The organism is Halegenticoccus tardaugens (assembly GCF_004116405.1).
GTDB lineage: Archaea > Halobacteriota > Halobacteria > Halobacteriales > Haloferacaceae > Halegenticoccus > Halegenticoccus tardaugens.
The window spans coordinates 548,886-565,932 of record NZ_SDIC01000001.1; the positions used below are offsets into that span (position 1 = coordinate 548,886).

Annotated in this window: 20 protein-coding genes; 10 read left to right on the plus strand and 10 right to left on the minus strand. The window is 70.1% G+C overall.

The window, feature by feature from the left end:
• Positions 1–49 precede the first annotated feature (49 nt).
• Positions 50–442, minus strand: coding sequence for a DUF5778 family protein (locus tag C3L37_RS02905; RefSeq protein WP_129113108.1), 393 nt, complete (start codon positions 440–442; stop codon positions 50–52).
• 155 nt (positions 443–597) lie between these two features.
• Here C3L37_RS02905 and uppS point away from each other — a divergent pair, with 155 nt between their 5' ends.
• A complete protein-coding gene (gene uppS, locus C3L37_RS02910; RefSeq protein WP_129113109.1) occupies positions 598–1,527 on the plus strand; it encodes a polyprenyl diphosphate synthase in 930 nt (309 codons plus the stop codon).
• A gap of 21 nt (positions 1,528–1,548) precedes the next feature.
• Here the strand turns inward: uppS and C3L37_RS02915 are convergent, their stop codons facing one another.
• Positions 1,549–2,061, minus strand: a complete 513-nt coding sequence (locus C3L37_RS02915; RefSeq protein ID WP_228546090.1) for a pyridoxamine 5'-phosphate oxidase family protein — start codon at positions 2,059–2,061, stop codon at positions 1,549–1,551.
• A gap of 206 nt (positions 2,062–2,267) precedes the next feature.
• Positions 2,268–2,876 (minus strand): undecaprenyl diphosphate synthase family protein, encoded by a 609-nt coding sequence (locus C3L37_RS02920; protein ID WP_129113111.1) that lies wholly within the window; start codon positions 2,874–2,876, stop codon positions 2,268–2,270.
• A gap of 110 nt (positions 2,877–2,986) precedes the next feature.
• Here C3L37_RS02920 and C3L37_RS02925 point away from each other — a divergent pair, with 110 nt between their 5' ends.
• Positions 2,987–4,300, plus strand: a complete 1,314-nt coding sequence (locus C3L37_RS02925) for a DUF92 domain-containing protein (RefSeq protein WP_129113112.1) — start codon at positions 2,987–2,989, stop codon at positions 4,298–4,300.
• 10 nt (positions 4,301–4,310) lie between these two features.
• Entirely contained in the window at positions 4,311–4,724 is a 414-nt protein-coding gene (locus C3L37_RS02930) for a GNAT family N-acetyltransferase (protein ID WP_129113113.1), read from the plus strand.
• Positions 4,725–4,753: 29 nt separating this feature from the next.
• Here C3L37_RS02930 and dnaG read toward each other — a convergent pair whose 3' ends face one another.
• Entirely contained in the window at positions 4,754–6,208 is a 1,455-nt protein-coding gene (dnaG, locus tag C3L37_RS02935; protein ID WP_129113114.1) for a DNA primase DnaG, read from the minus strand.
• 250 nt (positions 6,209–6,458) lie between these two features.
• Between dnaG and C3L37_RS02940 the strand changes: the two genes are divergently transcribed.
• The 5 genes from C3L37_RS02940 (at position 6,459) to C3L37_RS02960 (ending at position 10,661) form a co-directional block, all read left to right on the plus strand.
• Positions 6,459–6,674 (plus strand): DUF3311 domain-containing protein, encoded by a 216-nt coding sequence (locus C3L37_RS02940; protein ID WP_129113115.1) that lies wholly within the window; start codon positions 6,459–6,461, stop codon positions 6,672–6,674.
• The gene (locus C3L37_RS02945) at positions 6,667–8,175 is read left to right on the plus strand and encodes a sodium:solute symporter family protein (RefSeq protein WP_129113116.1); all 1,509 of its coding nucleotides are present in this window, start codon (positions 6,667–6,669) and stop codon (positions 8,173–8,175) included. Before C3L37_RS02940 ends, C3L37_RS02945 begins: the two co-directional genes overlap by 8 nt.
• Positions 8,176–8,272: 97 nt before the next feature.
• Positions 8,273–9,103, plus strand: a complete 831-nt coding sequence (locus C3L37_RS02950) for a YqcI/YcgG family protein (protein WP_129113117.1) — start codon at positions 8,273–8,275, stop codon at positions 9,101–9,103.
• A gap of 1 nt (position 9,104) precedes the next feature.
• Positions 9,105–9,674 (plus strand): cysteine hydrolase family protein, encoded by a 570-nt coding sequence (locus C3L37_RS02955; protein WP_129113118.1) that lies wholly within the window; start codon positions 9,105–9,107, stop codon positions 9,672–9,674.
• 90 nt (positions 9,675–9,764) lie between these two features.
• Positions 9,765–10,661: an HFX_2341 family transcriptional regulator gene (locus C3L37_RS02960; protein WP_129113119.1), complete on the plus strand. Its 897-nt coding sequence runs from the start codon at positions 9,765–9,767 to the stop codon at positions 10,659–10,661.
• 15 nt (positions 10,662–10,676) lie between these two features.
• On the opposite strand, the gene C3L37_RS02965 is transcribed toward C3L37_RS02960, so the two are convergent.
• On the minus strand, positions 10,677–11,723 hold the full coding sequence (locus tag C3L37_RS02965; RefSeq protein WP_129113120.1) for a hypothetical protein: 1,047 nt from the start codon (positions 11,721–11,723) through the stop codon (positions 10,677–10,679).
• Between the two features lie 108 nt (positions 11,724–11,831).
• Positions 11,832–12,560, minus strand: a complete 729-nt coding sequence (locus tag C3L37_RS02970) for a DUF1405 domain-containing protein (protein WP_129113121.1) — start codon at positions 12,558–12,560, stop codon at positions 11,832–11,834.
• A gap of 168 nt (positions 12,561–12,728) precedes the next feature.
• On the opposite strand from C3L37_RS02970, the gene pdxS reads away from it, so the two are divergent.
• The gene (pdxS, locus tag C3L37_RS02975; protein ID WP_129113122.1) at positions 12,729–13,637 is read left to right on the plus strand and encodes a pyridoxal 5'-phosphate synthase lyase subunit PdxS; all 909 of its coding nucleotides are present in this window, start codon (positions 12,729–12,731) and stop codon (positions 13,635–13,637) included.
• A gap of 58 nt (positions 13,638–13,695) precedes the next feature.
• Here pdxS and C3L37_RS02980 read toward each other — a convergent pair whose 3' ends face one another.
• The 3 genes from C3L37_RS02980 to C3L37_RS02990 all read right to left on the minus strand — a co-directional run bounded on the left by C3L37_RS02980 (position 13,696) and on the right by C3L37_RS02990 (position 15,197).
• Complete coding sequence (locus tag C3L37_RS02980) at positions 13,696–14,571, minus strand: homoserine kinase (protein ID WP_129113123.1); 876 nt, start codon at positions 14,569–14,571, stop codon at positions 13,696–13,698.
• Positions 14,572–14,671: 100 nt separating this feature from the next.
• On the minus strand, positions 14,672–14,923 hold the full coding sequence (locus C3L37_RS02985; protein ID WP_129113124.1) for a hypothetical protein: 252 nt from the start codon (positions 14,921–14,923) through the stop codon (positions 14,672–14,674).
• A 43-nt stretch (positions 14,924–14,966) separates the two neighbouring features.
• Positions 14,967–15,197, minus strand: coding sequence for a hypothetical protein (locus C3L37_RS02990; RefSeq protein ID WP_129113125.1), 231 nt, complete (start codon positions 15,195–15,197; stop codon positions 14,967–14,969).
• Positions 15,198–15,314: 117 nt separating this feature from the next.
• Between C3L37_RS02990 and C3L37_RS02995 the strand changes: the two genes are divergently transcribed.
• Positions 15,315–16,541 carry a GNAT family N-acetyltransferase gene (locus tag C3L37_RS02995; protein WP_129113126.1) on the plus strand — a complete coding sequence of 409 codons (1,227 nt, stop codon included), beginning with the start codon at positions 15,315–15,317 and terminating at the stop codon, positions 16,539–16,541.
• A gap of 42 nt (positions 16,542–16,583) precedes the next feature.
• Here C3L37_RS02995 and C3L37_RS03000 read toward each other — a convergent pair whose 3' ends face one another.
• Positions 16,584–17,009 carry a hypothetical protein gene (locus C3L37_RS03000; protein ID WP_129113127.1) on the minus strand — a complete coding sequence of 142 codons (426 nt, stop codon included), beginning with the start codon at positions 17,007–17,009 and terminating at the stop codon, positions 16,584–16,586.
• Positions 17,010–17,047 lie beyond the last annotated feature (38 nt).

The window sequence follows — 17,047 nt, forward strand, 5'->3', positions numbered from 1 at the left end:
CGCGGCGCTCGCCCGCGCGTGCGACCGCCGTCCGCGAGATCGGCGCTGCCTACGGGACCGGCGTCGCGCGGTGGCCCATCCCCTCGATCGCCTCGACGATGGCCGCCTGATCCGCCGTCGCCTCGTAGTAGAACACGAGGTCGAACGTCCCCTCGCGGAGGAGCTGCTGGCACTCCCAGACGAACTCGTCGCCCTCCAGCGTCAGCCCCTGGAACTGGTTCGATGCGAAGTTCGGGTCGTCGTTGCCGGCGTAGATGTACGACTCGCCCTTGTCCGCGTGCTCGGCGATGACGTCGTTCAGTTCGACCGTCAGCTCGTGCATCTCGAGGTCCTCGGTGCCCGTGAGGTCGGTGTGGACGATGACGCCCGCGAGGTCGATGTCGCCGGGTTCGAGGAACGCCTTCGTCCGCTGGTAGAGATCCTCGTCGAGAACGTCGCTCATACGCGGTCGGTCGGCGTCCGGAGATATACGGGTGGCGGTTTCGCGGTCGCGCGCACCGGGTCGGCGAACCGGATCCGAGCCCCGGAGCGCGGCGCGTCGGCCCGCGCGACCGTCACTGCAAAAAGCACATAGGGGGGCGACGAGACTATCGAGATATGCTACAGCGGGCCCGCACGGAGTTCGACCGGGCGTACGAGCGCTTGCTCCGTCGCGAGATCGGCGACGGGCCCACGCACGTCGCCATCATTCAGGACGGCAACCGACGGTACGCCCGGCGACGCGGCGCAGACGCGCCCGACGGCCACCGGGCCGGGGCGCGGACGACCGAGAACGTGCTCGACTGGTGCGACGAACTCGGCATCGAGGAGCTGACGCTTTACGCCTTCTCGACGGAGAACTTCAACCGCCCGCCCGAGGAGCGCGAACCGCTCTTCGACCTCATCGAGTCGAAGCTTCGCGAGTTCGCCGGGGCGGAGCGCGTCCACGAGAACGAGGTGTGCATCCGCGCCATCGGCGACATCGATCGGCTCCCGCGCCGCGTCCGCGACGCCGTCGACGACGCCGAGGAGCGGACCCGCGGGTACGACCGCTTCCGCCTGAACATCGCGCTCGCGTACGGCGGCCGGAACGAGCTCCTGCGGGCCGTCCGCGACGTCGCGGGCGCGGTCCGCGACGGCGACCTCGCGCCCGACGACATCGATGTCGCGGCGGTCGAGCGCCGGCTCTACCGCCAGCCCGTCCGCGACGTGGATCTCATCATCCGAACCGGCGGCGACGAGCGGACGAGCAACTTCCTCCCGTGGCACGCGAACGGCAACGAGGCGGCCGTCTACTTCTGTGCGCCCTACTGGCCGGAGTTCTCGAAGGTCGACTTCCTGCGCGGCATCCGAACCTACGAGTCCCGCGAGGCGTCGTGGCAGCGCACCCGGACGGAGCGGGCCGTGGCGCTCGTCCGGGCGCTCGCGGGCGTCGAACTGAACGAGGCGCGAAACGTGGCGGCGCGCCTGCGCGACCAGCTCCCCAGCCGCGGAGCCGAGGAGATCAACGCGGCGCTCGAACGCCACGACGCCGAGCCCGCGGACTGATCGCTCCTTCCCCGGTGATCGCTACTCCTCGAACCGCCAGCGCGTCGCGTCTTCGGGATAGTCGCTCCACGCGAGCGCGACGCGCGGTCGCACGACCCAGAAGGGCGTCCCGTGGCGCATCCCGTACTTCGCCTCGTAGGCCGCGTCGACGCGCTCCACGAGCGCCGGGTCCGCCCCCGTCTCCGGGGCGATCTTCTCCGCGATCCCTTCGAGGATCACGACGTCCTCGCCGCTCTCTCGATGGACGACGATCTCCGGGTTTTCGGCGAGGTTCCGCGCCCACCGCGTCCGCTCGCCGCCGCCGCAGTGGAACGACCCGTCGATCCAGACGCCCCACACCGGTCGCGCGTGCGCCCGCCCGTCCGGACGCGTCGTCACGACCCAGTAGGTCCGATCGCCCCGCATCCGCGCTTCGACGTGACGCCACGGGAGCATCCCCTCGGCGGTCGCGGGGATGCCGTAGCTCGATTCGGTCTCCGGACGGCTCCGCTCGGGGTCGGCGTCGCCCGAGGCGCGTTCGTTTTCACCTGACATGGGCCAGCCTACTAGCCGCCGCCGTCGCATAAGTCGTCCGTCGTCGGCGCACAGGTCCGTCCGTCGACGTTCGCGAGTCGTCCGTCGACGTTCCCGCGTTCCTCCGTCGACGTTCACGCGTTGTCCGTCGCTTCGCTACCGACCGAACTTCCGTCGGTCCGCTCGCTCCGTTCGCTCCCCGACGACCTTTGGACGGTTCGCTTCGCTCACCGTCCAAAGCGCCGCTGTCGGTTCTGAAAGTCCAGCACCGCCCGCAGGTAGTCGCGCTTTCTGAAGTCCCGCCAGTTCACGTCCGTGAAGTACAGCTCCGAGTACACCGACTGCCAGATCATGAAGTCGGACAGCCGCTCCGCGCCCGTCTTGATCACGAGGTCCGGCTCGTCGGGGAAGACGAGGCGGCGCTCGACGTCGACCTCGTCGATCTCGCCGGGGTCGAGCGCGCCCGTCTCGACCTCCTGTGCGATCGACCGAACCGCCTCGGCGAACTCGTGTTTCCCCCCGAGACCGATGCTCACCTGGATCGGGGCGTCCGCGCGCTCCGTGTCGCCGGGGCCGCGAAAGGCGGTAGAACGGGGCGCTTCGACCGTGCGGAGTTCGCGTTCGAGCGTCGGCACGACCGCCGCGTCGAGGACGCTCACGTAGATCGTCACCCGTTCCGCGCCGTACTCGAACGCCCAGCTGAGGAACCGTTCGAGCGTCTCGTACGCGCCCTGCTCCAGGAGGTCGCGCTCCGTGATGACGACCGCGACGTGCGACGGCGGGCCGGCGGGGTGGCGTCTGTGCCGGAGAGCGAGATAGGCGTCGTAGAGTCCCACAGCCGCGAAGTCGACCTCCGACGCCTAAAGCGCACGGCTTCGCGCCGGACCGTCCTCCCGCCTCGGGTCGTGTCGGGAGCGTTAAGTGGGCGTCCGCGATACCGGGGACTGTGACTTCCACGCTCCGGCGGGCCGGCGGATTCGCAGCCGTGGGGACGCTCGCGCTCGCGGTGCCGGCGCTCGGAGCGGCGGTCGCGGTTCCGTTCGCGGTCATCGCCGCGCTGGCCGCCTTCGCGGTCCACGACGGGCCGCTGTTCGAGCTGTTCGCCCGCCCGGGTGACAGACAGGACGGCCGGCTCAACGGCCTCGCCGGCTTCGCGCTCGCCGCGACGGGGCTGGCGCTTCTGGCGACGGTGCCCGAGACGCCGATGCCCGCCGCGGTGTTCGTCGCCGCGGTGCTCGTTCTCGCGTACGGGAACCTCGGCGAACAGCTCGTTCGTCGGATCCACGCGGACCCGTTCCTCTCGGTCGCGGGTTTCACCGCCGCCGGATTCCTCGCGGGCGTCGCCGGCCAGCTCGCCGTCGACTCGCTGGTCGACGGCGTCCTCGGTCTCCCCGCCGCGATCTTCCTCTCGGCGACCGGCGCGCTCGTCGCCGCGCTCCTCCGATCGGTGCTCTACGAGCGCGACGACCCGCTCGTGATGCTCTCGGTCGGCCTGTTGCTCTGGCTCTTCGACTTCCTCGCCATCGACGCGAGCGGCTTCGTCGTCGTCACCGCGCTCGTCGTGACGGTCGTCCTCGGGTACGCCTCGTACGCGCTCGGGACCGCCTCCGTTCCCGGCATGCTGACGGGCGTGTTGCTCGGCCTGCTCACGATCGTGCTCGGCGGCTTCGGCTGGTTCGCCGTGCTCATCTCCTTTTTCGCCGTCGGCGGCCTCTCGACGAAGTTCAGGTACGAGTCGAAGCGGCGGCGGGGCGTCGCCGAGGACAACGACGGCGCGCGCGGCAGCGGCAACGTCCTCGGAAACGCCGCGGTCGCGCTCGTCGCCGTCCTCTGTTTCGCCGCCAGTCCCCACCTGCCGATCGACGAATCGGTCTTCCTCTTCGCCTTCGCCGGCTCGCTCGCGGCGGCCATGAGCGACACGCTCTCCAGCGAGATCGGCGGCCTGTACGACAACCCCCGCCTCATCACGTCGTTCGAGCGCGTCGCCCCCGGCACCGACGGCGGGATCACCTGGCAGGGCGAACTGGCCGGCGTCGGCGGATCGGCCCTCGTCGCCGTCATCGCCGCGGCGCTCCTCCCCCTCGGGTCGCCGGTCGTCGGCGGCGGCGTCGTCGCGCTCGGCGGCGTCGTCGGGATGACCGTCGACAGCGTCCTCGGCGCGACTGTCGAGGGCGACCGAGTCGGGAATCAGACGGTCAACTTCCTCGCCACGCTGACCGGAGCGGTCGCGAGCGCCGCGCTCGCGGCGGTGCTCCTGTGATCCCGGGACGATGACCGTTCGGCGCGCGGTCCCGGCCGACCGTCCGGCGCTGTCGGAGCTGCAATCGTTCCTCCCGGAGCCGTCGCCGACGCTCCTCGAACGCGGCCTCCCGACCGGCGCGTGCGACGGGTTCGTCTCGACGGCCGGCGGAGCGCCGATCGGCTACCTGCTCGCGGTCGTCGGCGACGAGGCGCACGTCGCCGAACTCGTCGTCGCGCCGGCGCACCGGCGAGAAGGACGCGCGTCGGCGCTCCTCGCCGCGCTCTTCGACTCGATCCCGGCGGGAACGCGGGTCACGCTGACCGTCCGGACGGACGCCGAGGCCGCGCTCGCGCTCTACCGGGAGCACGGGTTCGCCGTCGCGGAAGAACGGAGCGACGCCTTCGCCGACGGGGCGGGACTGGTGCTCGCTCGCACCGCGTAGAAGGAACCGCGACCGCACCTCGTCCGGCCTCACCCCGCGTCGCCGGGCGCTCCCGTCAGCCGGTCGGCGGTCAGCGCGCGGACGCTCACGGGTTTTTTGACGTACTCGCCCTCCGACCTCGCGACGGCGAGTTCGACGCCCCGCTGGGCCGCCACGTCGAGGACGCGCTGGGTGAGTTCGCCGTCGAGGATCACCGCGTACGGGACTGGTTCGGCGTCGGCGATCGCGTCGAACGCGTCCGCCGCCTCGACCTCGGAGAGCGCCTCGAACTCGTCGTCGAGGAGGCGGGCGGTTCCGGTTTCCGCCTCGATGACCTCCCTGAGGTGACCGCGAAGCGTCGGCGGGGAGGCCTCGGTTTCGGCGGCCACGTCGCTCTGAACGGCGGCTTCGTCCGCGTCGCTCGCGGCCGTGTCGGCGCCGGCTTCACCGGCCGCCGCGGTGCCGGCGGCGTTCGCGCGCGCGTCGGCGGAGTCGATCTCGGAGCCGGCGTCTTCGGAGCTCTCGGTCGCGTCGTCGCGGTCGTCGGCTTCGCTCGATTCGTCGTTAGTCTCCGTCGCGGGAGTCGGAGCCGACGGGGAGTCAGTCGTCCCCGGCGACTCCGTCCGAGGGTCCGCGGTACCCTCCGGGGCGGGTCGCGAACTGCCGTCCGTCGCGGCGACCGCCTGCTGTATGTCGGACTCCCCGACGAGCGTCTCGTACGGCACCTTGTTCCGAAGGGCCGACACGACCTCGCGTCGGGCGAGATCCTCGACGGACCGCCCCGCCGGCGCGAAGGCGACGTGGTCGACCGCGCCGACCTGCGCCAGTTCGCGCAGGATGAGTTCCCCGCCGCGGTCGCCGTCGAGGAAGGCGGTGACGGTCCGGTCCTGCGTGAGTTTCGCGACGGCCTCGGGGACGTTCGTCCCCTCGACCGCGACGGCGTTTTTGATGCCGTAGCGCAGGAGCGTCAGCACGTCCGCCCGTCCCTCAACGACGATGATCGCGTCGGACGTTTCGACGTGCGGGCCCGCCGGGTACCCGCCGTAGTCGGTGATGTCCTCGACGCGGACCGCCTCGCGGACCTCGTCAAGGATCTCCCGGCTCGTCATGACGCTGTCGTCGAACGACTCCGTCAGCAGTTCCTTCGCGCGCTCTACGACCTCGCGCCGCTTCGCCGCCCGAACGTCCTCGATGTTCGTCACCTCGACCGTCGACCGGCACGGGCCGACGCGGGTGATCGTCTCCAGCGACGCGGCGAGGATCGACGTCTCCACCTTGTCGAGGCTGGAGGCGATCGTGACCTCGCCCGCCGACTGGCCGTTTCTGCTCTTTATCTGTACGTCTATTCGGCCGACTTTCGAAGACTGTTGCAGGTCGCGGAGATCCAGATCGTCGCCGAGCAACCCCTCGGTCTGCCCGAAGATCGCACCGACGACGTCGCTCCGCTCGACGACGCCGTCGGCCGTGATTGCCGCGTGAATGAGATATTTGGCTGTGTCGTCCATGATGAGATCCCCTCCGGGGGACGTGACGTTGATAGCGATGTGGGGCTACCCACTCAGTATATATACGTTTCCCACGGGGGAAATACCTATCGTACCGTACGATGCAGCCTGAAACGTCCGTTTCCGTCGGGTATAGCGTCGCTTCGACCCGAACCCGTCGAGACGCGTTGTGAAGGATTATTTTCTTCGAAACCGATTTTAGAACGCTTTTCGATACTATTTAGGAACTCCATCGGATAAACACCAGTCAATGGAGTCGATCGAATCGGATTGGTTGTGGATACCGGTCTTCGCGATCCTCGTGGCGTTCGCGATCCCGTGGTTCCTGTGGGGGAACGCGCGCGTCGTCGCCGGACTGCCGCTTTGGCTCTGGTGGCACGTCGGCTGGATGGTCCTCGCGAGCGTCGCGTTCTACGCGTTCAGCCGCGGCGCGTGGGATCGCGGGATGGGGGTGGCCCGTGAGTGAGCTGACCGTCCGGCTCGGCGTCGTCGGCGCGTACTTGGTCGTCGCGCTGGCGGTCGGCGTGATCGCCTACCGGCTCACGAGCCGCGACGCCGAGGACTACTACCTCGCCGACCGGTCGCTCGGGACGGTCGTCCTCCTCTTTACCACCTTCGCGACGCTCCTTTCGGCCTTCACGTTCTTCGGCGGGCCGGACCTCGCCTACGCCGCCGGCCCGGAGTGGATCCTCGTCATGGGCGTCATGGACGGCGTCCTCTTCGCGGTCCTCTGGTACGTCGTCGGCTACAAGCAGTGGCTCGTCGGCCGGGCGCACGGCTACGTGACGCTCTGTGAGATGCTCGGCGACCGGTTCGGGTCGACGCGCCTCCGCGCGTTCGTCGCGGGCGTCAGCCTCTTTTGGCTCCTGCCGTACGTGATGCTCCAGCAGATGGGTGCCGGGGAGGCGCTCGTCGGTCTCACGGGCGGCGCCCTGCCCTACTGGGCGGGTGCGGCGCTCGTCACCGTCTTCATGATCGCCTACGTCGCGCTCTCGGGGATGCGAGGGGTCGCGTGGACCGACACGATCCAGGGGCTCTTCATGCTCGGGATCGTCTGGGCGGCGGTCGGCTGGGTGCTCGCGGCGGTCGGCGGCCCCGGCGCGGCGACCGCCGGGGTGGCGTCGTCGGAGCCGTCGTTCCTCGCGCTCGGCGGCGGCGTGTACACGCCGCAGTACATGATCTCGCAGGCCGTGATGATCGCCTTCGGCGTGACGATGTTCCCCCAGATCAACCAGCGCTTTTTCGTCGCCAAGTCGGACCGCGTGCTCAAGCGGTCGTTCGCGCTCTGGCCCGTCCTCGTCGTCCTCCTCTTCGTCCCCGCGTTCATGCTCGGGACGTGGGCCGCGGGCCTCGGCGTCGAGGTGCCGGAGGGCGCGAACGTCGTCCCCGTCCTGCTCAACGCGTACACGCCGGGCTGGTTCGCGGCGCTCGTCGTCGCCGGCGCGCTGGCGGCGATGATGTCCTCGTCGGACTCGATGCTCCTCTCGGGGTCGTCGTACCTCACCCGCGACCTCTACCGGCCGCTCCTCGCGCCCGACGCGGGCGACCGCGAGGAGACGTGGGTCGCCCGGGTCGGCGTCGCGCTGTTCGCCGTCGTCGCGTTCGTCGCGAGCCTGTTTCGGCCCGGCACGCTCGTCGAGGTCGGCGCGACCGCGTTCGGCGGCTACGCCCAGCTCGCGCTGCCGGTGCTCGTCTCGCTCTACTGGCCGCGGACGACCCGCGACGGGATGTACGCCGGACTCGTGGGCAGCCAGGCGCTCTACCTCGCCCACGTGTTCGTCCCCGAGACGACCCTCACCCTCCTCGGGGCAGAGATCCCCCTCTTCGCGCTCACCTACCTCGGCTGGGACGTCGCGCTCGTCGGCATGCTCGTCGGCCTCGCGCTCACCGTCGGCGTCTCGGCGCTCACCGCCCCCGCCGCGGAGGAGGAGGCGAGCCGGTTTCGAGTCGGCGTGAGCGCCGACTGACCGCGACCGTCGATCGATCGCGAGCATCGACCGACCGCGAACGCCGACCGATCGTCGAATCCGAAGCCTACAACTCGACGGCCTCCCTATCGCCCCCATGAACGACTCGGGGGCGCGGGGGCTCATGGATCAGGAGACGATCCGAGCGCGCGTCGACGCCGGCGCGGTCCCGCCGTGGGTCGCCGCCCACTACGAACACTTCCGCGCGTCGATGCTCGACGAGCGCGACGGCGCGCCCTTCCCCTGCTACTTCGGGATCGAAGCTGAACGGGAGGGCGACCTGCTCTACGCGGCCTGCCGGTCGACGACGCACAAGGACGCCCTCCTCGCGCTCCGCGACGCGCTCTCGGCGTACCTGGCCGTCTACCGCGACCACGCCGATCGCGCCCCGCTCGTCGTCTTCTTCGCGCCGCCCAACCGGCCGCTCTCGGAGGCCGAGTACCACGAGCGGCTCTGGAACGTCCTCCAGTTCCTCCACGTCCACGACCCGGAGCCGTGGCCCGACGAGATCCCCACCGACCCCGACGACTCCCGCTGGGAGTTCTGCTTCGGCGGCGAACCGATGTTCCCCACCTGCCGCGCCCCCTTCTACGACGCGCGGAAGAGCCGGTACTGCCCCGTCGGGCTGGAGATCACCTTCCAGCCGCGGACGGTGTTCGAGGGCATCACCGCGGACACGGCGGCGGGACAGCGCGCGCGAGAGGTCATTCAGGAACGCCTCGAAGACTACGACGGCGTCTGTCCGCACGCGGACCTCGGCGACTGGGGCGTCGAGGGCGACCGCGAGTGGCCGCAGTACCTCTTTTCGTCCGATCCCGAGCAGGCCCCCGGCGAGTGTCCGATGCTCGTCTCGCGCGACCATCCGAAGGTCGACCCGGAGCTTCTCGTCCCGCGCTCGCGACCCGGGGCGGGCGCGGAGGCGGACTGACGTGGCGTCCGCGTCGCTGCCTGCCGACGCCGTCCTCCTCCTCGTCGACCTGCAGACGGGGCTCGACGACCCTGTCTGGGGCGAGCGAAACAACCCCGACGCGGAGGCGCGGGCAGCCGACCTGCTCGCGGCGTGGCGCGAGGCCGAGCGGCCGATCGTCCACGTCCGCCACGACTCCCAGGAACCCGACTCGCCCCTCCGGGGCGACCGACCGGGCTTCGCGTTCAAACCCGAGACGGCCCCCGAGGGGGACGAACCCGTCGTCGAAAAGCGCGTCAACAGCGCCTTCGTCGGCACCGATCTCGAATCGCGGCTCCGCGACCGCGGCCACGACGCGCTCGTCGTCGTCGGCCTGACCACGGACCACTGCGTCTCCACGACGACCCGGATGGCGGAGAACCTCGGCTTCCGCGTCGTTGTCGCGGGCGACGCGACGGCGACGTTCGACCGCGAGGGGCCGGACGGCGAGCGCTACGCGGCCGAGGAGATGCACCGGACGGCGCTCGCGCACCTCCACGGCGAGTTCGCGACCGTCCTCGACAGCAGGGCGATTTTGGCCGCGTTCGAGTGACCCGGTCGAGCGACGTCCGCGACCGGGAGCGGGCGCGCGCGTCGGATCCGTCGCAGAACCGTTAACACTCGAACCCTCCAACTCCCCCACATGCAGACGCACGTCGTCCCGGTCGGCTTCGACTACGACCGGCTCATCGCCCCACTCGTCCGCGACCAGCGGGACGTTGACCGGGTGATCCTGCTGGAGGGGGCGGTCGGCAGCGAGGCCAACGTCGAGTACTCCCGTCGGCTCGCGAGAAAGCTGGAGAAGGACTTCCGGAACCTCCTCGGCGCGGAGACGGAGCGGGTCGTCGTCTCCGACGTGTACGACTACGACGCCGCCTTCGAGGAGGCGTACGACCTGATCAACGCCGAACTCGACCGGGGGAGCGAGGTGTGGGTGAACGTCAGCGCGATGCCCCGGCCGGTCAGCTTCGCGTTCGCGACCGCCGCCCACTCGGTCACGGTCGAGCGGCAGGCCGACCGCGACCGGATCCACACCTACTACACCGCCCCGGAGAAGTACCTCGAAACGGAACTCGCGGAGGAACTCCGGGCGGCGAAGAACCTCCTCGCCGACGCGCTGGCCGGCGAGGTGGACGGCGACCGGATCGACGCGCGACTCGACGGCATCGACGACCTCTTGGAGGAGTTCGACGAGCGCGGGACGACCATCGGCGCGAAGCGCCTCGGGGAGAGCCACGTCGTCGAACTGCCGGTCGCGCCCTTCTCGAACGTCAAGCCGTTCGAGGAGGTCATCCTCTTCAAGCTCGGCGAGGACGGCGAGTTCGAGAGCGTCAGCGAACTCGCCGAGGCGCTCGCGCGCGAGCTGAACGAGGAATACACGGACAGCTTCCGCTCGAAGGTGATCTACAACGTCGACCGGCTCGGCCCCGGCGGGAAGGGGTACATCGAGCGGGACGAACGCGGCAAATCCCACCGGACGCGGCTCTCCCGCATCGGCGAACTGTGGGTCCGCGCGCACGCCGACGGGCCGCACCCCTGAGACCGGGCGCGGGGGTCAGAAGGCCAATCCCCGGGGATCGGCCTGCGGCGACAGCGGACTCCGCGGCAGCCCCTCGACCACCTCCGGGTCGTTGTACGCGCCCGGCGCGACGTCGTTCGGTCCGTCGGGGTAGAAAAGCGACGCCAGCGCCTGCACGTGCGCCCGTCCGACGTCGAGTTCGAACTGGCCGCCGCCGTACAGGCTCGTCCCCCGCGATTCGCAGTACTCCAGCGTCTCGAACAGCGACTCGACGGTGCCGAACCGCGAGGGCTTCACGTTCAACCACCGCGGCTCGAAGGGGAGCTCCTCGACGCTCTCGACGCCGGTGATGATCGCGTCCCACGAGACGCGATCCTCCCGCTCGGCGACGATCGGCTCCGTCTCCGCCGTCAGCGCCGGATCCTCGACGACGGCGTCCGGAAAGTTCTCGAACACGCGCTCGTAGAGATCCGGGTCGGGGTCCTGATCGACCTGCGTCCCGTGGTACTGACCCTTCAGGTCGAGGATTCGAACCGCGTCGGTCGCGGCGAGGGCCGAGACGATTTCGTCGGTCCACTCCGAGGTCGGGTCGAGCTTGAATTCGAGGTCGGGGTTGCCGGCGAGCAGCGCGTCCACGCGGTCGGTGGACGGCGGCTCGCCGAGGCGCGTGCTCGCGACGAACCGGACGGGATCGTACTCGCGATCGACCGCCTCGCCGAGATTCGTCCCGGCCTGCCGGAGCGCGAGGTCCAGCCCGGCGCTTTCGAGCGCCCAGCGCCGGTAGTGCTCCGCGGTCTCCCGCTCGGGCTCCTTCGTCGGGAAGAGGTCGACCTCGTCGAGTCGGGCGGAGAAGGAATCGACCGTGTACTCGCCGGCGAGGTCGAAACCGGGCGCGTCGACGAGGGCGTCGTGATCCTCGGCGTCGTAGGTGACGTCCTCGCCGCGGCCGGTTTCGCCCCCGCCAGAGAGCGCGAAGACGGTCGTCGCGCGGGTGAAGCCGCTCGACACGTCGCGCTCGCGTCGGACGCGCCCTTCCTCGTCGATTCGCAGCGGCAGGTCGGCGACGCGTTCGTAGAGTGTCACGGTCGTCCCATCGGCCGGCCGGATCAAGGAGTTACCGCCGCGCGGGCGGTCGCGTTTTCCGGTACCGCGCTCCTCACCGGTCCGCCGCGCCCGGCGGAACTGCGCTCCTCACCGGCCCGACGTTCGCGCTTCGAGCTTCTCGACGCGGGTCGACAGCGCGAGGAACGTCGCGGAGAGCGTCAGCGCGACGGCCCCCGCGGCGGCGACCTGCAGCGCCGTCGTCCCGCCCAGCCCGGGAACCGGCGCGGCGTCGGCGAGCGGGAGGGTCGTGTGGTGCGGGTCGCCCACGATCGGGACGAAGTAGTCCACCACGTCGTTGAAGCCGTACCAGAGGGCGGCGACGAAGACGGCGCCGACGGGGAAGTCGCTGTAGCGGTGGACGAGGAACGCCTCGACGACCATCGCGAGGTGACTCACGAAGAGGAAGGCGTACATCGGCGGCGCGGTGGTCGCGAGGAACTCGCCGGCGAAGACCGCGAGGACGTACGGCGTCCACAGCCCGAGCTTCCAGCAGCCGAAGAAGGCGAGCGCGTTCACGTACTCGTTGTTCCGGCCGAGTTTCCACAGCGCGAGCGAGAGCGCGATGAAGAGCGTCGCCACGGGGCTGTCGGGGACGAACGGCCACATGATCGCCGGCGTCGTCTCGAACTGAAAGCGGTAGTACCAGAAGCCGAACGCCGTCCCGGCGAGGTTGATCGCGACGACGAGCCACGCCATCCGAAGCCCGACGTTCTCCAGCCACCGCGGCAGCGGCGCGAGCCACCGCGGCAGCGGATCGGGTGTCGGGAGCCCGTCGCCGGAGAGGAGTTCCCGGACGTCGGCGCGGGAGACGGCCATGCGCGACGGGATGTGTCGGGGTCACAAAGCCATGGCGGTCCTCCGGTTCGGGTTCCGATACCGAGCCGACGGGTCGCCGCCGTGGAGCGCGACGATCCCCCGACCCGAGAATCGGTCCGGTCCGTCGCCAACGAACACGGATAAGTGCGTCCGCTCCAAGCACCGACCATGCCCGAAGAGACCGACCTCGAGGAACTAAAGCGGGGCACCGAACTGGTCAAGCGGGGGTTCGCGCGGATGCAGAAGGGCGGCGTCATCATGGACGTCGTCGACCCGGAACAGGCCCGGATCGCCGAGGACGCCGGCGCGGTCGCCGTCATGGCGCTCGAAGCCGTCCCGGCGGACATCCGAAAGCGCGGCGGGGTCGCCCGCATGGCCGACCCGGCGCGGGTGTCGGCGATCATCGACGAGGTCTCGATCCCGGTGATGGGGAAAGCCCGGATCGGCCACCACACCGAAGCGCAGATCCTCGAAGCGATCGGCGTCGACATGATCGACGAGTCCGAGGTGCTCACGCCCGCTGACGACGCCTACCACATCGACAAGCGCGAGTTCACCTCGCCGTTCGTCTGCGGGGCGCGGAACCTCCCCGAGGCGCTCCGCCGCATCGACGAGGGCGCGGCGATGATCCGCACGAAGGGCGAGGCGGGCACCGGCGACGTCAACCAGGCGGTCACCCACCAGCGCGCGATCAAGGGCGCGATCCGCGAACTCGAAGGCAAGACCTTCGAGGAGCGAGAGCGGTGGGCGCGCGAGAACGAAGCGCCCGCCGACCTCGTCCACGAGACGGCCGACCTCGGACGGTTGCCGGTCGTGAACTTCGCCGCCGGCGGCATCGCGACGCCCGCCGACGCCGCGCTCATGATGCACCACGGCTGCGACGGCATCTTCGTCGGGTCCGGCATCTTCGGCGCGGAAGACCCCGTCACGATGGGGGACGCGATCGTCGAGGCGACGAACAACTGGGACGATCCCGAGCGCCTCGCCGACATCGCCTCGGGCATCGGCAAGGGGATGAAGGGCCGGTCGAACGCCGGGTTGCGGGAAGAGGAGAAGCTTCAGGGCCGCGGGGTCTGAAAGCCCCTGAACGCACCGGGGCGCCTTTTACGTTTTTTTTGGGCTCGCGGAACGCGCGCTACAGCACCCTCGCGCCGCGGCCGATCTCGGTCTGGTACGCCCGCGCGTCGACCCCCGCGTCGACGAAGGCGTCGACCATGGCCCCCGCGACCGCGCGGCGGTCTCGCCCGTCGCAGGCGGCGACGATCCCCGGTCCGGCACCGCTCACCGTGACGCCCGTCGCGCCGGCGTCGAGCGCGGCCTCGCGGACCGAGTTGTACCCCGTGATGAGTTCGGCGCGCGCCGGCGTGACGACGGCGTCGTACATCCCCCGACCGACGAGTTCCGGGTCGTTCCGACACATGCCGGCCGTCAGCGTCGCCGCGCGGGAGACCGTCGCCACCAGGTCGTCGAGGCTCGCCTCCGTTGGGACGACCCGGCGCGCGTCCCGGGTCGAGACCGCGATCTCCGGGAGGCACGCGACGAGCGGGATCGACGCGTCGATCGAGGTCACTCCCCGATCGGTGGCGATGGTGAAACCCCCGAGCAGCGCGGGCGCGACGTTGTCGACGTGCGCCGCCCCGGAGACGACCGCCTCGCCCTCACCGGCGATCGGGACCAGGTCCCGTCGAGAGAGCCCCCGGTCGTACAGTTCGTTCAGCGCGACGGCGGCCGCCGCGGCGCTCGCGGCGGACGAGCCCAATCCGGACGCCGGCCGGACCCCCTTGTCGATCTTGATGCGGGCGGGGGCCGAGAGCGCCTCCGCGACCGCCCCGACGGTGTTGCGGTCGGGATCCTCGGGGATGTACTGGCTCCCGACGCCGGTCACCTCGATGGTCGTCCGCTCCGCCCGCTCGACGCGGACGACGTCGGCGGGCCGGCCGAGAGCCACCCCGAAGACGTCGAAGCCGCTCCCGAGGTTCGCGCTCGTCGCGGGGGCCCTCACAGCGATCATGCCCTGCCGTTTCAGGAGTCGGAGCAAAAAGGTAGCGGAGCGGAAATCGATTCGCGACGCCCGGACGCCGTCGGCGCGATCGAACGCCGGCCCCGGAAACTCACTCGCGCGAGGTCACGTACAGGACCGGACCGACGACGAGGAGAACGAGGCCGAGAAACAGGTAGTGCATCGGCGCCAGACTCGACGGGGTCATCATGAAGACGAGGCCGAAGACGATCGTGTTGATCGCGAGCAGCCGCTGTGATTTCAGCGGAAGCATCCCGAGCGTCGTCAGTACGAACACCAACAGCAGCGCCTGCCCGACGTTGTAATTGAGCAGGAAACTGTCGATAACCTGTAGCGGGAGCATTCTTGCGGATACCTCGCCCCGAAACCCGCATTAAAGTTCCGTTCTATCGGTCGGCGGCGGGGCCGGTGAAGTCGTAGTGTCGGAGCCAGCCGAACCAGACGGCCGCGATCATCCCCCCGTACCCCATCACGAACAGAACGCTGCCGAGCGTGCCGTAGCCGGCTTCGGTGAGCGTCCACTTCGCGAGTCCCGACCCGACGACGCCGACGAAAAGCACCGCCGCGAGGAGGAGGTTACCGGCCTCCAGCCGACGGTCGCTCTGGTTCTCGCCCATACCCGTGCGGAGGAACCCTACCGCCGTGAATGGCTCGGTTCCCGGTCGAACCGTGATACTCGAAACCATCCCACGCGCCTCCGAGAAGGATATGTCGCGGCCGTCCGAGTGCCGACCATGGACTACCGTTGTCTCCCCGAAGCGCACCGACCCGTGTTCCGACGACTGGTTCGGTACGCGTTCAGCCCCGAGCGCGGCCCGGATCCGGACGACGACGAGGAGATCGAACGGCCGGATATCTATCGTCGTCGCGGCCTCTACGACGTCGACGCGGCCGTTCCCGACGAAGAGCTCGACGGGGACGATCTGCTCGCCGTCTGCGGCTACTACGCCTTCACCGCGCGCGTTCGTGGCGGCTGGCACCCCCTCGGCGGGGTCAGCGCCGTCGCGTCGCCGCCCGAGACGCGTCGGCAGGGGCACGTCGGTCGCCTCCTTTCGAGCCTCCTCCGCGAGTTTTGCGACCGGGGGACGTATTTCTCGGCTCTCTGGCCGTTCGAGTACGGGTTCTACCGCCGATTCGGCTACGCGATGGCGAACACGCACGCGCGGACGGTCGTCCCGCCCGCGGAACTGGCCGAGGCGTGCGGCGACGCAGGCGGCCGTTTCCGTTCGCTCGACGCCGACGAGCACCCCCGGCTCGACGACGTCCACCGCGAGTGGGCCACGGAGGCGCTCGCGATCCGCCGAACCGAGGGATGGTGGCGACACCGCGCGTTCTCGTGGTGGCGGACGGACCCCTACGCGTACGGCTGGGAGGACGACGACGGCGACCTCCGGGGGTATCTCTTTTACACCGTCGAGGAGGAGGACGACGAGAAGATCATGAACGTCGGGGAGTTCGCGGCCGCCGACGCCGAGACTCGGCGGCAGCTCCTGCGCTTCTGCCGCGACCACGACTCGCAGGTCGACGCGGTTCGCCTCCACGGTCCCGCGGCGGAGGCGACGTCGCTTCCGGAGGCGCTCTCGGATCCTCGCGCCGCGTCGGTCGAAATCGAGCCCGGGCCGATGGTCCGGATCGTCGACGTCGAAGCCGCCGCGGCGGCGCTCGCGTACCCCGACGGAGTCGCTGGATCGGTGACGGTCGAAGTGACGGACGATCGATGCCCGTGGAACGACGGCGCGTTCGAACTCGTCGTCGACGGCGGCGAGGCGGCGTGCCGGCCGACCGACGCCGACCCCGCGGTTCGGCTGAACGTGCGGGCGCTGTCGAAGCTCGTCGTCGGCTCGAAGTCGCTTGCGGCGCTCGCGCGCCGCGGTGAGGCGACGGTCGAAGACGAGACGGCAGCGAAGACGCTCGCGGCGGCGTTCCCGCCCGAGCCCGTGTACCTCCGCGAAGGATTCTGACGGTTCCGTCCGACTCGACCGATAGAAGAGTGCGCGTCGGAATCAGAGACGGTCCATGCCGCCCTTCGAGGACCGACGCCCGCGGGAAAGGACTCCTCTCAGCCCGGTCAACCATTCGGCGTCGTCGCGTCGCCGCCGACCGCGGTCGCGAGCGGCCTCATCCGCGGACAGGCGGACGGCCGCGGCGGCCACCGCCGACGCGAGCAGCGCGTTGAACAGCGCGACGATCAGCGCCCCCGGAGTGAAAACGGCGATGAACAGTCCGTTGACCAGCAGCCAACAGCCCATCGCGAAGAGAAGCGGGTTCAGTTCGTCGAGCAGGTCGACGCCGTTCCGATTTCGGTTCCGACCGGCGCGGTTCGTTTTCGATCGCGTCGCGGAACCGAGTCCGTCGACGTACTCGCCGATCTTCGTTCTGTCCCACCTCGACCGCGAGGTCCTTCTCCGTGGGCGGCCTCTCGAAGGCATGAAAGATACTTCCGCCCCACACGTTATGAAAACCCGTC

Bases quoted from the DNA above. Each gene is read 5' to 3' on its own strand.
- C3L37_RS02905 (WP_129113108.1), bottom strand. From the start codon at position 442: ATGAGCGACGTTCTCGACGAGGATCTCTACCAGCGGACGAAGGCGTTC.
- uppS (WP_129113109.1), top strand. From the start codon at position 598: ATGCTACAGCGGGCCCGCACGGAGTTCGACCGGGCGTACGAGCGCTTG.
- C3L37_RS02915 (WP_228546090.1), bottom strand. From the start codon at position 2,061: ATGTCAGGTGAAAACGAACGCGCCTCGGGCGACGCCGACCCCGAGCGG.
- C3L37_RS02930 (WP_129113113.1), top strand. From the start codon at position 4,311: ATGACCGTTCGGCGCGCGGTCCCGGCCGACCGTCCGGCGCTGTCGGAG.
- dnaG (WP_129113114.1), bottom strand. From the start codon at position 6,208: ATGGACGACACAGCCAAATATCTCATTCACGCGGCAATCACGGCCGAC.
- C3L37_RS02940 (WP_129113115.1), top strand. From the start codon at position 6,459: ATGGAGTCGATCGAATCGGATTGGTTGTGGATACCGGTCTTCGCGATC.
- C3L37_RS02950 (WP_129113117.1), top strand. From the start codon at position 8,273: ATGAACGACTCGGGGGCGCGGGGGCTCATGGATCAGGAGACGATCCGA.
- C3L37_RS02960 (WP_129113119.1), top strand. From the start codon at position 9,765: ATGCAGACGCACGTCGTCCCGGTCGGCTTCGACTACGACCGGCTCATC.
- C3L37_RS02970 (WP_129113121.1), bottom strand. From the start codon at position 12,560: ATGGCCGTCTCCCGCGCCGACGTCCGGGAACTCCTCTCCGGCGACGGG.
- pdxS (WP_129113122.1), top strand. From the start codon at position 12,729: ATGCCCGAAGAGACCGACCTCGAGGAACTAAAGCGGGGCACCGAACTG.
- C3L37_RS02980 (WP_129113123.1), bottom strand. From the start codon at position 14,571: ATGATCGCTGTGAGGGCCCCCGCGACGAGCGCGAACCTCGGGAGCGGC.
- C3L37_RS02985 (WP_129113124.1), bottom strand. From the start codon at position 14,923: ATGCTCCCGCTACAGGTTATCGACAGTTTCCTGCTCAATTACAACGTC.
- C3L37_RS02990 (WP_129113125.1), bottom strand. From the start codon at position 15,197: ATGGGCGAGAACCAGAGCGACCGTCGGCTGGAGGCCGGTAACCTCCTC.
- C3L37_RS02995 (WP_129113126.1), top strand. From the start codon at position 15,315: ATGGACTACCGTTGTCTCCCCGAAGCGCACCGACCCGTGTTCCGACGA.
- C3L37_RS03000 (WP_129113127.1), bottom strand. From the start codon at position 17,009: ATGCCTTCGAGAGGCCGCCCACGGAGAAGGACCTCGCGGTCGAGGTGG.